General features: G+C 70.8%; 18 protein-coding genes. 6 read left to right on the top strand and 12 right to left on the bottom strand.

The features are described from left to right. Nucleotides 1-99 precede the first annotated feature (99 nt). The 6 genes from AB0M02_RS38340 to AB0M02_RS38315 all read right to left on the bottom strand — a co-directional run bounded on the left by AB0M02_RS38340 (nucleotide 100) and on the right by AB0M02_RS38315 (nucleotide 3,394). Complete coding sequence (locus tag AB0M02_RS38340) at nucleotides 100-516, bottom strand: rRNA adenine N-6-methyltransferase family protein (protein ID WP_364236345.1); 417 nt, start codon at nucleotides 514-516, stop codon at nucleotides 100-102. Between the two features lie 525 nt (nucleotides 517-1,041). Next, the gene (locus tag AB0M02_RS38335; protein ID WP_364236344.1) at nucleotides 1,042-1,380 is read right to left on the bottom strand and encodes a hypothetical protein; all 339 of its coding nucleotides are present in this window, start codon (nucleotides 1,378-1,380) and stop codon (nucleotides 1,042-1,044) included. Between the two features lie 62 nt (nucleotides 1,381-1,442). After that, nucleotides 1,443-1,631: a DUF1918 domain-containing protein gene (locus AB0M02_RS38330; protein WP_364236343.1), complete on the bottom strand. Its 189-nt coding sequence runs from the start codon at nucleotides 1,629-1,631 to the stop codon at nucleotides 1,443-1,445. A 223-nt stretch (nucleotides 1,632-1,854) separates the two neighbouring features. Further along, nucleotides 1,855-2,379 carry a DoxX family membrane protein gene (locus AB0M02_RS38325; RefSeq protein ID WP_364236363.1) on the bottom strand — a complete coding sequence of 175 codons (525 nt, stop codon included), beginning with the start codon at nucleotides 2,377-2,379 and terminating at the stop codon, nucleotides 1,855-1,857. A gap of 159 nt (nucleotides 2,380-2,538) precedes the next feature. Then, nucleotides 2,539-2,994, bottom strand: coding sequence for a universal stress protein (locus AB0M02_RS38320; RefSeq protein WP_364236341.1), 456 nt, complete (start codon nucleotides 2,992-2,994; stop codon nucleotides 2,539-2,541). A 181-nt stretch (nucleotides 2,995-3,175) separates the two neighbouring features. Next, nucleotides 3,176-3,394, bottom strand: coding sequence for a PLD nuclease N-terminal domain-containing protein (locus AB0M02_RS38315; protein ID WP_364236339.1), 219 nt, complete (start codon nucleotides 3,392-3,394; stop codon nucleotides 3,176-3,178). A gap of 89 nt (nucleotides 3,395-3,483) precedes the next feature. Here AB0M02_RS38315 and AB0M02_RS38310 point away from each other — a divergent pair, with 89 nt between their 5' ends. The 5 genes from AB0M02_RS38310 (at nucleotide 3,484) to AB0M02_RS38290 (ending at nucleotide 6,193) form a co-directional block, all read left to right on the top strand. Further along, entirely contained in the window at nucleotides 3,484-3,717 is a 234-nt protein-coding gene (locus tag AB0M02_RS38310) for a hypothetical protein (RefSeq protein WP_364236337.1), read from the top strand. Nucleotides 3,718-3,743: 26 nt separating this feature from the next. Beyond that, a complete protein-coding gene (locus tag AB0M02_RS38305) occupies nucleotides 3,744-4,001 on the top strand; it encodes a hypothetical protein (RefSeq protein ID WP_364236335.1) in 258 nt (85 codons plus the stop codon). A 3-nt stretch (nucleotides 4,002-4,004) separates the two neighbouring features. Continuing rightward, entirely contained in the window at nucleotides 4,005-4,580 is a 576-nt protein-coding gene (locus AB0M02_RS38300; protein ID WP_364236332.1) for a histidine phosphatase family protein, read from the top strand. A 9-nt stretch (nucleotides 4,581-4,589) separates the two neighbouring features. Then, on the top strand, nucleotides 4,590-5,564 hold the full coding sequence (locus tag AB0M02_RS38295) for a LacI family DNA-binding transcriptional regulator (protein ID WP_364236330.1): 975 nt from the start codon (nucleotides 4,590-4,592) through the stop codon (nucleotides 5,562-5,564). 206 nt (nucleotides 5,565-5,770) lie between these two features. Beyond that, nucleotides 5,771-6,193, top strand: a complete 423-nt coding sequence (locus AB0M02_RS38290; RefSeq protein ID WP_364236328.1) for a hypothetical protein — start codon at nucleotides 5,771-5,773, stop codon at nucleotides 6,191-6,193. Between the two features lie 190 nt (nucleotides 6,194-6,383). Here the strand turns inward: AB0M02_RS38290 and AB0M02_RS38285 are convergent, their stop codons facing one another. The 4 genes from AB0M02_RS38285 to AB0M02_RS38270 are packed head-to-tail and all read right to left on the bottom strand — an operon-like array spanning nucleotide 6,384 to nucleotide 8,812. After that, the gene (locus AB0M02_RS38285; protein WP_364236326.1) at nucleotides 6,384-6,923 is read right to left on the bottom strand and encodes an alpha/beta hydrolase; all 540 of its coding nucleotides are present in this window, start codon (nucleotides 6,921-6,923) and stop codon (nucleotides 6,384-6,386) included. Then, nucleotides 6,920-7,486 (bottom strand): carboxymuconolactone decarboxylase family protein, encoded by a 567-nt coding sequence (locus tag AB0M02_RS38280; RefSeq protein WP_364236324.1) that lies wholly within the window; start codon nucleotides 7,484-7,486, stop codon nucleotides 6,920-6,922. The genes AB0M02_RS38285 and AB0M02_RS38280 overlap by 4 nt, the downstream gene beginning before the upstream one ends. A 60-nt stretch (nucleotides 7,487-7,546) precedes the next feature. Next, the gene (locus AB0M02_RS38275; protein WP_364236322.1) at nucleotides 7,547-7,885 is read right to left on the bottom strand and encodes a helix-turn-helix domain-containing protein; all 339 of its coding nucleotides are present in this window, start codon (nucleotides 7,883-7,885) and stop codon (nucleotides 7,547-7,549) included. A 45-nt stretch (nucleotides 7,886-7,930) separates the two neighbouring features. After that, nucleotides 7,931-8,812, bottom strand: a complete 882-nt coding sequence (locus AB0M02_RS38270) for a hypothetical protein (RefSeq protein ID WP_364236321.1) — start codon at nucleotides 8,810-8,812, stop codon at nucleotides 7,931-7,933. Nucleotides 8,813-8,978: 166 nt separating this feature from the next. Here AB0M02_RS38270 and AB0M02_RS38265 point away from each other — a divergent pair, with 166 nt between their 5' ends. After that, nucleotides 8,979-10,073 carry a hypothetical protein gene (locus tag AB0M02_RS38265; RefSeq protein ID WP_364236319.1) on the top strand — a complete coding sequence of 365 codons (1,095 nt, stop codon included), beginning with the start codon at nucleotides 8,979-8,981 and terminating at the stop codon, nucleotides 10,071-10,073. Here AB0M02_RS38265 and AB0M02_RS38260 read toward each other — a convergent pair. Both AB0M02_RS38260 and AB0M02_RS38255 read right to left on the bottom strand, forming a co-directional pair. Next, a complete protein-coding gene (locus tag AB0M02_RS38260) occupies nucleotides 10,060-10,470 on the bottom strand; it encodes a hypothetical protein (RefSeq protein WP_364236318.1) in 411 nt (136 codons plus the stop codon). The two genes, AB0M02_RS38265 and AB0M02_RS38260, sit on opposite strands and share 14 nt — an antisense overlap. Then, entirely contained in the window at nucleotides 10,467-10,649 is a 183-nt protein-coding gene (locus AB0M02_RS38255; RefSeq protein WP_364236316.1) for a hypothetical protein, read from the bottom strand. Before AB0M02_RS38255 ends, AB0M02_RS38260 begins: the two co-directional genes overlap by 4 nt. Between the last annotated feature and the right edge of the window lie 41 nt (nucleotides 10,650-10,690).

The following is a 10,690-nucleotide window of genomic DNA, read 5'->3' as shown; positions in this document are numbered from 1 at the left end:
GAGCCGGGTTCGACCTGCTCCGCAAGCGGGTCCTGCTCAGCCGCTGATCAGAGCCATCGGGGTCAGATGCGATCACGAGATGGGGGTCAGAACCAGTTTTCAGAAAGCGCTGACATCCCACTGCGTCAGCAGCGTCGCGCGGCGCAGTCCGGGCGTGTCCAGGCACCACTCGATGACCGGTGATGTCAGACCATAGGGGATGTTTCCGGCTACCGCGAAGGCCTCGCCCGGCGGCGGCGCCGCCAGGAAGTTCTCGTTGCGCACGGTGAGTGAGGCATGTCGCGGCAGCGTCCGGGCGAGGTCCGGGTCTATTTCGTACGCGAAAACGCGCACTCCCCGCCGAAGAAGCTCACGGGTGAGGCGGCCCCGGCCCGCACCCACCTCGAACACCGGAACGTCAGGAACGGTCACCGCCAGATCAGCGAGACGCCGGGCGATCGACGGGTCGGCGAGAAAGTTCTGTCCGTAGGCACGGCGGGCACGGGCGTGCTCGCGCCGCGGCGAAAGTGGCGCCATGAGGGCGGGTCCTGTCTGCGAGTTCACGGACAGGCGGCATCGCGACCCGTCCGAGTGGAAAGAGGACTCGACTGGGCCCTGGCGCTGTGGTCTCGAAGAAAGGCCGCTCAAAGACGGGTCACCGGAGGAACCGGGTCGCTCGATGGACCGGGTCGCTCGAGAAGCCGGGTTGCTCGATGGACCGGGTCGCCCGAGGAACCGGGTTGCTCGATGGACCGGGTCGCCCGAGGAACCGGGTTGCTCGATGGACCGGGTCGCCCGAGGAACCAGGCTGCTCGATGGACCGGGTTGCTCGATGGACCGGGTCGTTCGTATGGACCGGGTCGCTTGATGGACCGGGTCGCTTGAGCGGCTGGCTTCCTGAAAGCTACCGGGTCAGCGCTGCAGGGCGGGACGCCCGGTGCGCAGACGGATCGCGTGCAGCGGTCCTCGCGCGGGCGTCAGCGCCGTCGCGAGGAGAGCGTGCGTCGTAGGCATGCGGCCGACCGTACAACGGCCGGCCGCGGTGGTCACCTGATTTACGCCTCAGCCGCTGAGGCCCTCCTCCTCACCCGTGGGCTCGGTGCCGGTTGCCAGGCCGGCGTTGGTGGCGCCGTACTCGAACAGGTAGACGGGTTTCTCCTCGCGGAGCATCTGCGAGACGGCGGCGAACTGCGACAGGTTGTAGTGCAGCGCGACGAATCCGGGGTTGATCACCGGAGGGCTCAGTGGTGTGCCGTCCGGGTAGAAGTACGCGTACCCGCGGTAGCTGCCCTGCTCATAGAGGTAGATCCCGGCCACCGCGACGCCCGGGTTGAGTTCGGTGGTGCGGCGCGAGGACCAGAGACGTACGGAGTACGTGTCGATGGTGTAGGTACTGGCCATGCCGCCGGAGGCTAGTCACCCGGCGCGGCTCCGGCCCCCGTCCAGTCCGTGATCCGACCGGCTCAGCCGGCGTCGTGCACCACGTGTGTCTCGGGCCCCGGGAAGATCAGACCCTCGTGGCCGTCCTCCCACCGAACCTCGTACGGCGGGGTGCCGTCCTGGTGCCGGAGCCGGGTGATGGTCCCGACCTTGTTGCCGTCGCCGACGTGCTTGCCCTTCACGACAAGCCGGTCGCCCACCTGCGCGATCATGAGTGCCTCCCTCGAATGGCCTTCCGGCAGCATCGCACCTCCGACCGGGCTCGGGCATACAGGATCGCCCGATTTGTCACAGCACGGAGATGCCCGGCCGGAGTTCCCGGCTGGGCGCTCCCGGCTGGCGTAAGAGACTGGCGGAAGAAGGGGAGGAGAGGGAGGAAGGGAGATGCCCGGCCGGGGAGATCCCGGCCGGGCGGAGGGGAGGGGAGAGGGGTGGTCAGATCAGCCAGCGGTTCTTCCGGACGAAGGGGAGCTTCGCCCACCAGCGGCCCAGGCCCCACGTGTGCCCGGCGTAGGTGAGTGCCACCACCGCGGCGCTGATGCCGTAGATGACGTGGTAGTCGACGACAGGGTTGGTCGACCGGGTCGGCTCGCCGCTGTTGGTGGTCTGCGCGAGCGGCCATTCGGCGACCCACATGAAGGCCATCATCAGACCGGCGGCGACCGCGGCGATCCGCAGGCCGATGCCGAGGATCAGCGCGAGGCCGATGCCGAGCAGGCCCAGCATGAACAGCCAGTCGGCCCAGGCGGCGCCGGCGATGCTGGTGAAGAAGTCGGCGAACGGTCCGACGTCGATCGAGCTGAGGAACCCTTTGGTCGGCGAGCCGCCGTTGATCCAGGCACGCTCCGAGACGGTCGACCAGCCGAGGCCGAAGGTCTTGTCGAGGAAGGCCCAGAGAAAGACGAAGCCGGTGGCGATGCGGAGGACGGCCAGGGCTCGGGCGGCAGCGTGGGTCAGCATGGCGCCGGGGGCTTCGACCGTCTCGAGTTGGGTGGTGGTGTTGTGACGACCGATGGTGGCCATCTCGCCCTCCTAGTGACGTTGTCTGCACCTCTGACTCTGCTCTCACGCGTTTGAGAGCACCTGTGCCGGAGAGCACCACGTCCCGGGACTTTCGGCCTATCCGCCCGCGGGGACCGCCCCCACCGCCACCGGGATCACCACGACCGGGCAGGCGGCGTCACGGATGCACGCCTCACTGACGGACCCGAGCACGGTGTGCCGTACGCGACTGTGCCCGTGACTGCCCAGCACCAACATGCCGGCGCCGCTGGAAGCGCGCGCCAGCACCTCGGCCGGCGAACCCTCCAGGACCCGGCCGGTGACCGGAAGATGGGAACCGCGGTCCCGGATCAGCGCCCGGATCTCGTCGTTCAGCAGCGCGGTCGCACGCCGCTCCTCCTCCTGCGGCGTGTCCGCGGCAACCGGTCCGTAGTCCAGGCCGTCCCAGGACCAGGCCATCACCGCCTGCACGGCGCCGCCTCGGCCGGCCGCCTCCGAGGCGGCCCACTCGAGGGCCCGGCGGCCTCCCTCGGAGCCGTCCACGCCCACCACGATCAGATATCCGGCGTTCATCATCAACCTCCTCACCAGCGCATTTACCCCCGGATCCGAGGATCACGCCAACGAGGGCCACCCGGCAGAGGCACGCGCCCCGAGCCAGCGGGACCGGCGGCCCGGCCTGACCGGGCGAGACCGCGCAGGAGGGTCAGCGGGACCGGCGGCCCGTCTCGGCCGGGCCGACCCGCACAGCAGGTCAGCGGGTCCGGCGGCCCCAGAGCAGGTACGCCGGAGGGCCGAACGGCTGCACCAGCAGGACCGGCCACCAGGCCGCCTTCGGGCCGCGCACGCCGGACCGGTGCCGGCGGGCCAGGTCGATCGCCGCCCAGGTGGTCAGGGCGATCTCGATCGGCGCGGCGATCGCGATTACGGCACGGTCGCGCGGGGAAACATCGGACCACGACTTCACGGCCATTTTCGAGCGCCTTCCATTTTGCGCTATCTGCCGTTCCGGCCCCGATCATTGCGCACCGTGGCGAAGATGTCACCGAGGGGGTGGTTTCCGTGGGAATTCTGCTGGTGGCCACGATCGGCCTGATCATCGCTACCGCTCTGGCCGTCTGGCCCGGCACGCGGCGGTCCCCGTCCAGCGTGGAAGGTCTGCTGGTGCTGCGGCGGGTCAACGGGGAGATCACGCGGGAGGAGTACGTCCGCGAGGTGGAACTGCTCGCGGCGCGTGACGAGCAGCTGCATCCGCTCACCGTTCCCGGCGACGACCATCCGGGGGCCTGCGGCTGAGGCCACAGGGGATCTAGAGTTGGCGCATGCTGGTCGTTGCCCTCCTGGGCGCCGCGATGGTCGCGGCGTGGACATATGCGCTCTGGCCACTCTCGCCGCCCGCGGACGTGGTGGAGTCCCCTCCGGTCACGCCGCTGCCGAGGGTGGAGAGCACCGAGGGCCTGCTGGTGGCCCAGCTGTTCCGGGGCGAGCTGACCACCCCGCAGTACACGCGGGCGATGGAGTGCCTGGCGGCTCGCGACGAGGCCCGTCATCCCGTCACCGTTCCGGGTGACGGTGCCTGAGCGATGAGCGAGATCGTGCTGATCAGGCACGGCCAGACCGAGTGGAGCGCCAACGGGCGGCACACGTCGTACACCGATCTCGAACTGACCGCGGAGGGTGAGCGACAGGCCCGCGCGGTGCGCGACGGGATCACCGGGCGTAACTTTGCGGCGGTCCTCTCCAGCCCGCGCAAGCGGGCCCTGCACACCGCGGAACTGGCCGCGCTCACCGTGTCCGAGGTCCTCGACGACCTGGCGGAGTGGAACTACGGCGAGTACGAGGGCGTCACCACTCGCGACATCCGCAGCTCACGGCCGGGGTGGTCGTTGTGGACCGACGGCTGTCCCGGCGGCGAGTCACCCGAACAGGTGGGCGCGCGACTCGACCGGGTCCTTGCCCGCGCCCGCGAGTTCCTCCCTGAGGGTGATGTCGCGCTGGTTGCGCACGGTCACTGCCTGCGGGTCGCGGGCGCCCGCTGGATCGGTCTGCCGCCGCGAGCCGGTGGCCTGCTCAAACTGGACACCGCCACGATCTCCGCGCTCGGTTTCGAGCACGGGAGCGACCCGGTCCTCGCGAGCTGGAACTCGGCCCTGCACTAAGGTGCTGCCATGCAGCGGGTGACCAGCGCGGACGTCGCCCTTCGAGCCGGGGTCTCCCGGGCGACGGTCAGCTACGTCCTCAACGAGACGCCCGGGCAGAGCATCTCGCCGGCCACGCGCACGCGTGTGCTCGCCGCCGCGGCAAGTCTCGGGTACGCACCGTCGGCCGCCGCACGCACTCTCCGCACGGGGCGCTCCGACGTGGTGCTGTGCCTGCTGCCCGACTGGCCGATCGGCAACGAGGTCGGCAACCTGCTGGGCAACCTCTCCACCGAGCTGGCGCGGGCGGGGATGACCTTCGTGGTCCATCCGGGCAGCGAGGCGGACCGGCCGGCCGGAGAGATCTGGAAGGCGATCACGCCGGCCGCGGTGATCACTTTCGCCGGATTCTCCGACGGGGAACTCGGCGCGATGCGGGCGGCCGGCGTCGCGGTGGTGGTCGCGCTTCTCGGCGGGCCCGGCCGGGAGGGCTGCGAGCTGCAGATGCCACAACAGCTGGTGGGGCGCCATCAAGCCCAACATCTCAGGGGTACGGGACACAGCCGGCTGGGTTACGCGTATCCGGACGACGAACGGTTGCGCATCTTCGCGGATCCGCGCCTCGCCGGGGTTCGGGCCAGCACGCCGGAGGATCCCGTGGTGGAGACGGTGCCGCTGGACCCGGACCGGGCGGCCGGCGCGGTGCGGCGGTGGCGGGCCGTCGGAGTGACCGGGGTGTGCGCCTACAACGACGAGGTGGCGCTGGCGGTGCTCGCGGGGGCGCGACTGCTCGGGGTGGCGGTGCCGGGGGAACTCGCGGTCGTGGGCGTGGACGACATTCCGGCGGCGCGGTTGGCCGTACCCCCGCTGACGACAGTGACCACCGACCAGCGTGCGATAGCCGCGCACCTGGCCGCCGGCGTCCTGGCCGCGATCAGCGGCAAGCCGGAGCCCCTCCCACCCGGCGGCGACGCGATCAGGGTGATCTCCCGGGCCAGCGCCTGAGAGTCGTGGTCTGCCGGGGCGGCGCTGAGAGTCGTGGTCTGCCGGGCTGGCGCCTGAGAGTCGTGGTCTGCCGGGCTGGCGCCTGAAAGTCGTGATCTCCCGGGGCGGTTCCTGACATCGAACGCACAGGTGGGGCACATGGTGGCCCACAGATTGCGGGTCGATCGTGAAGGGACACGAGGGACCCGATCGAGGGGATGCACACCATGATCACCCAGCTTGGCCGCGGCGCGGCGCATGAGACGGGCGCACCCGGGCCGGCCGACCCGCCGTCGGTCGCGGTGCTCGGGCAGCGGAGTCGCGTGGCGGGTCTCGCGCAGTATCTGCCGCACGGCTGGACCCTGCGGCTGATCGCGGAGCTGGACGAGGTCCGTCCCGGGGAGCTGTTGGTGATCAGTGGCGCAGGTCCCTACGACGTCCGCCTGGCTCGCCGGGTGCTGCCGCCGAGCACCCGGATCGTCGCGCTCATCGACGACTGGGCGCCGGCGGAGACCGTCGCGGGCGTGCTCACCGAGGGCGCGCACGTGTGCGTGCGCGGCGGCCACCAGGGCATCCTCGCGGGCCACCTGGTCGCATGCCGTCGCCGCCAGCTGGCCGAGCGCTGGACGGACATCAACCTGGCCTCCTGACCCGCCGCGACTCCCGGCCGGCACCGGCGTCGCGGAGGCTCGGCTCCGCTCGCGCTGCGTCGCGGACCTCCGCCCGGCTCGCGGCGGCGTCGCGGACCTCCGCCCGGCTCGCGGCGGCGTGGCGGACCTCCGCCCGGCTCGCGGCGGCGTCGCGGACCTCCGCCCGGCTCGCGCCGCGTCGCGGTGATCGTCAGGTGAGGGTGGTGAGGAAGTCCTCGATGGCGGTGGCTACGGTGCCGAGGGCGTTCGTGTAGGCGCGCAAGGGGCCCGGTGGGCGCAGGCCGTGGTCGGCGTCGGGGATGGTGACGACTGTTTTGCCGGTTGCGGTGGCTGCCTCGGGAAGCCAGCTCGGATCGGCGGTGCCGCCCACGAGGAGGGCCGGGGCGGGGTTTCGGGAGATTGCCTCGGACACGGAGTCGAGGTGCAGCAGCGGGGTGAGCCAGATCGCCGGCAGCGACCGCTCGGCGGCGAGGGCTGCGGCGTGGGTGCCGAGGGACTTGGCGACGAGGACGGGTGTCGCGTTCGGGGTGGCTTTGGCGAGGCGGTGCAGTGCGGACTCCACGTGAGCGCGCACGAAGGGCTCCGGGCCGATTTCGAGCAGGCCCTCCGGTGGTGTCCAGGCGATCACCTCGACGACGGCGTCCCGATCGGTGAGGGCCTGGACGGCCAGGTCGAGCAGGGGTGCCTGGGCGGGGTAGGCACGGCCCGGTGCGATCACTCCGGCAATCATCCGCCGACTGTATCGGCGAAGCGGGGTGCGCCCGGCTCGGGTTCGACGCGGGTGGCGCGGGCGGCGAAGCTGATCGCGTGGTACCAGCCGCAGAGCAGGAGCAGGTCGAGGATCTCCGGCTCGGTCAGCACCTCGCGGGCGGTCTCCCACAGATCGTCGGCGACGTCCGAGGAGTCGTGCAGGGCGTCCGCCACCCGGATCAGGACACGTTCGCGCGGGGTGGCCCAGCACGCGTCGTCCGCCGAGCCCGCGGTGAGGGAGGCGACCTCGTCGCCGGTCAGCCCGGCCTTACGGCCGAAGATCAGAAGATGTACGCCCCACTCGTACTCACATCCGCAGCGCGCGCAGGTCCGGACGATCACGATCTCCCGCTCGCGCAGTGTCAGGGAGAGCTGTCTGCCCAGCTCGTAGCGGCCCCAGTGGCTCATCGCCGCGGTCATCGGCAGGTTCTTGGCGAACGTGCGGAACAGGCCGATCGGTGGTGTGCCGGGCGGCATCATCGAGGCGAGCTGAGCCGCCACGTCCGGGGTGAACGGGGCTTCGAGCGGGGCGACGCGTGCCATGGAACCCTCCCGATCGTGCTTCTGATTCAGAAGCAGCCTAGCGCTTCGGAATCCGAATCACTATCCGTCGGCCGCCACGGCCTCGGCCCACTCGTCGGACCAGCGGACCAGGGGGCGCAGCGCGCGGTAGGCGCCCCGGCCCAGCTCGGTGAGGTCGTAGGTGGAGTCGGGCAGCTGCTCGACGAGGTGCGCGCCGAGCAGCTCGGTCAGACGCTGCCGCAGCACGCTGGACGACATGTTGTCGCAGCGCTGCTGGAGCGCGCGGAAACCGACCGGGCCCTGGTGCAGCTCCCAGACGATCCGCAGGTTCCACCGGCGGCCGAACAGGTCCAGGGCTGCCATCAGGGGGCGGCCGGTGCTGGAACCTCGTACCGGTTGTCCCGGCCTGGGCGTGGTCATCGGCGGGGACGTCCCTTCGCGAAGTCGGGGTTCAGGCGTGCCGGATCACCATCGCAGGTGCAGGTCCAGCCGGAGCGAGGGGGCCAGCGGGTCGTCGGCGTCGACGACGGCGAGCAGGTCGGTGCCGCCGGAGGTGGAGGTGGCGAGCGCGAGGCCCTCGACCTTGTGGGCGTCGGGCAGTTCGGCCACGGTCACGACCCGGCCGTCCTCGAGGAGTGCGACGGCGGCGCCCACGACCGGGCCGTCGTCGACAGCGTTCGGGGTGTCCTCGGCGGCGGCGCTGACGACGATCCGGCCGTCGGGCAGGGTGACGGCGTCGGTGACGGCCAGGGCTACGTCGTCGACGAGGCCGAGGTCGTATACGCGTACATCTGTGATGTTGATCTGCTCGGAGCCCGCACCGCTGAAAACCGTGAGCAGGGCGCCCAGATCGACGTCGACGCTGGCGTTGGCCGCGCCCGCGGCCAGGTTGGCGCGCTGGAACCAGCGCAACCGATCGCCCACCCGGCAGGCACCCTCCAGATTGAGCTGATCGGGACGCAGGCCCAGCGCGGCGGCGACCTCCCGGTAGAGCGTGGACAGATCGGCGACCGCGTAGGAGCCGTCCGCGGCGACCAGGGACGCCCGCATCCGCGCCGGCGACGAACCGGAACCGAGCAGCAGCACCCCGGCCTCGACGGCGCAGGCCGCCTCGAAATCCGGTTTCAGATGCTTCGTGCCGGCGGCCGAGCTGAAGATCTCTAGACCGTCCACCGGGTCCACCACGCGCAGCGGCACCGTCGCATCGGGACGGACCCAGGCCGCATGCGTGGCGTCGTCCTGGGCGATCAGCCACCCGTCACCGAACGGCGCGATCGCGGAGGCCGCGCGCACCGGCGTCCCGTCGTCGAAGATCAGCGCTGACGTGCTCTCCACCTCTACCCGCACGGCGTCATCATCTCGCAGAAATCGCTTGTGCTCACTGGCATCCTGGAGTCATGACATCCGCGCAGCGTTTCTTCGGTCGCCATCCGGCGGCCTGCTGACGCGTTTTCGGCCGCCCATCGGGCGGCCGTTTCCGTTCGGTGGGCCCTTCATCGAACGGAGTCGCACCATGATCTGCCTGACCCCCTCCGCGCTCGCCGCCGACCTGGCCGTGCGCGACCTGACCGACCCCGCCGGCGGACCGCACGCGATGCAGGCTCTGATCAGCCTGATCGTCTCGCGTCTGCGCGCCTGCTGGGGTGTCGACGTCCTGCCGGCCCGCGGCGAGCGGATCGTGTCCGTCGCCGACAACTACGACCGGCTCGGATACCCGGCGGGCGCCGCGGCCCGGGATTCCCGGTACAGCCGGTATGTCTCACCGGGCCGCCTGTTACGCACCCAGACGTCCGCGCTGATCCCGCCGGTCCTGCGGCGGTTGACAGCCGGTGATCACCTTGTCGTGGCGGTCGGCCTGGTCTATCGGCGGGACGTCATCGACCGCCTTCACACCGGCATGCCGCACCAGGCCGACCTGTGGCGGATCCGGGCCGGCGGCAGTCCGCTGACCACCGGCGACCTCGACGAGATGATCGGGGAGGTGCTCGCCGCCGCGCTGCCCGGCCGGGAGTGGCGGGTGACACCGGCCGACCATCCCTACACGACAGCCGGGCGCGAGATCGAGGTGGCGGCGGACGACGGGACCTGGGTCGAGGTGGGCGAGTGCGGGCTGGCGCATCCGGGCGTGCTGGCGGGCGCGGGACTCACCGATGTGTCCGGGCTGGCGATGGGACTCGGCTTGGACCGGCTGCTGATGCTGCGCAAGGGCGTCGACGACATCCGGTTGCTGCGCGCGGGTGATCCGAGGATCGCGAGTCAGATGATGGACCTGGCGCCGTACCGGCCGGTGTCGGCGCAACCGGCCGCTAGGCGGGACGTGTCGGTGGCGGCTGATGAAGTGCTCGACGACGAGCTCGCGGGGGACCGGGTGCGGGAGGCGCTCGGGGAGGACGCGGATCTGGTCGAGGAGGTACGGGTCCTGTCGGTCGCGCCGGCCGAGGAGCTCCCGCCGGTGGCCGCGGAACGGCTGCGCATCGGGCCGGGACAGGTGAACCTGCTGGTCCGGGTGGTGTTGCGGGCGCCGTCGGACTCGATACCGGTGGCCCGGGCCAACGGTATCCGCGACCGAATCCACGCCGCGCTGCACCGGCCGGTCAGAAGGTGTTGATGGCGACCTCGTGGCCGAAGTAGGCCTCCGGAACCGACGTGATGATGACACCCGTGGTGACGAGAGCCTCGCGCAACACGTGGCCGACCATCGGCGGGCCGGTCAGGACCCGATGTGGCAGCTCGAACTCCATCCTGGGGCGCGCGAGGTCTCCGGCCTCGCGGGCGGCGTGCAGGCTCAACGGCAGTTCGAAAACACCGTCGAAGTTGAGCATGCTGTTCCACGCCGACTGGCTGCATCGGAGGATCACCTGCGCTTCCAGGACCGCGTTGGTGGGTATCGCGATGTTCGTGCCGCCCTTGTCTGCCTCGACCAAGTACTGCCAGAGGTCGGGATGGCCGTGAAAGAGCGCGATGAGGGCCGAGGCGTCGAGAACACGCGGCTGGTGCTCGCTCATGTGTTGTTCCGAGCCTGGCGGCGGGCCAGGATGGCCGCGACTTGGGCGTCGCCGTCGCGCATCCGCTCGCGGTGGGCTCTCACCTGCTCAAGTGTGAAACGGGGCGGCTCGATACCCAGTTGGGGACAGAAGCGGTCGGCAAAAGCCTGCAGTCGCTCCAGCTCTTCTTCGTCTGTCATGGGCCTAGACTAGTGCACATTGACGTATGCACACTAGTCCC

Source organism: Actinoplanes sp. NPDC051861 (assembly GCF_040681145.1).
Classification (GTDB): domain Bacteria; phylum Actinomycetota; class Actinomycetes; order Mycobacteriales; family Micromonosporaceae; genus Actinoplanes.
This window is presented reverse-complemented; position numbering and strand designations above follow the sequence as displayed.

Bases quoted from the DNA above. Each gene is read 5' to 3' on its own strand.
- AB0M02_RS38340 (WP_364236345.1), bottom strand. From the start codon at position 516: ATGGCGCCACTTTCGCCGCGGCGCGAGCACGCCCGTGCCCGCCGTGCC.
- AB0M02_RS38335 (WP_364236344.1), bottom strand. From the start codon at position 1,380: ATGGCCAGTACCTACACCATCGACACGTACTCCGTACGTCTCTGGTCC.
- AB0M02_RS38330 (WP_364236343.1), bottom strand. From the start codon at position 1,631: ATGATCGCGCAGGTGGGCGACCGGCTTGTCGTGAAGGGCAAGCACGTC.
- AB0M02_RS38325 (WP_364236363.1), bottom strand. From the start codon at position 2,379: ATGCTGACCCACGCTGCCGCCCGAGCCCTGGCCGTCCTCCGCATCGCC.
- AB0M02_RS38320 (WP_364236341.1), bottom strand. From the start codon at position 2,994: ATGAACGCCGGATATCTGATCGTGGTGGGCGTGGACGGCTCCGAGGGA.
- AB0M02_RS38315 (WP_364236339.1), bottom strand. From the start codon at position 3,394: ATGGCCGTGAAGTCGTGGTCCGATGTTTCCCCGCGCGACCGTGCCGTA.
- AB0M02_RS38305 (WP_364236335.1), top strand. From the start codon at position 3,744: ATGCTGGTCGTTGCCCTCCTGGGCGCCGCGATGGTCGCGGCGTGGACA.
- AB0M02_RS38300 (WP_364236332.1), top strand. From the start codon at position 4,005: ATGAGCGAGATCGTGCTGATCAGGCACGGCCAGACCGAGTGGAGCGCC.
- AB0M02_RS38295 (WP_364236330.1), top strand. From the start codon at position 4,590: ATGCAGCGGGTGACCAGCGCGGACGTCGCCCTTCGAGCCGGGGTCTCC.
- AB0M02_RS38290 (WP_364236328.1), top strand. From the start codon at position 5,771: ATGATCACCCAGCTTGGCCGCGGCGCGGCGCATGAGACGGGCGCACCC.
- AB0M02_RS38285 (WP_364236326.1), bottom strand. From the start codon at position 6,923: ATGATTGCCGGAGTGATCGCACCGGGCCGTGCCTACCCCGCCCAGGCA.
- AB0M02_RS38280 (WP_364236324.1), bottom strand. From the start codon at position 7,486: ATGGCACGCGTCGCCCCGCTCGAAGCCCCGTTCACCCCGGACGTGGCG.
- AB0M02_RS38275 (WP_364236322.1), bottom strand. From the start codon at position 7,885: ATGACCACGCCCAGGCCGGGACAACCGGTACGAGGTTCCAGCACCGGC.
- AB0M02_RS38265 (WP_364236319.1), top strand. From the start codon at position 8,979: ATGATCTGCCTGACCCCCTCCGCGCTCGCCGCCGACCTGGCCGTGCGC.
- AB0M02_RS38260 (WP_364236318.1), bottom strand. From the start codon at position 10,470: ATGAGCGAGCACCAGCCGCGTGTTCTCGACGCCTCGGCCCTCATCGCG.
- AB0M02_RS38255 (WP_364236316.1), bottom strand. From the start codon at position 10,649: ATGACAGACGAAGAAGAGCTGGAGCGACTGCAGGCTTTTGCCGACCGC.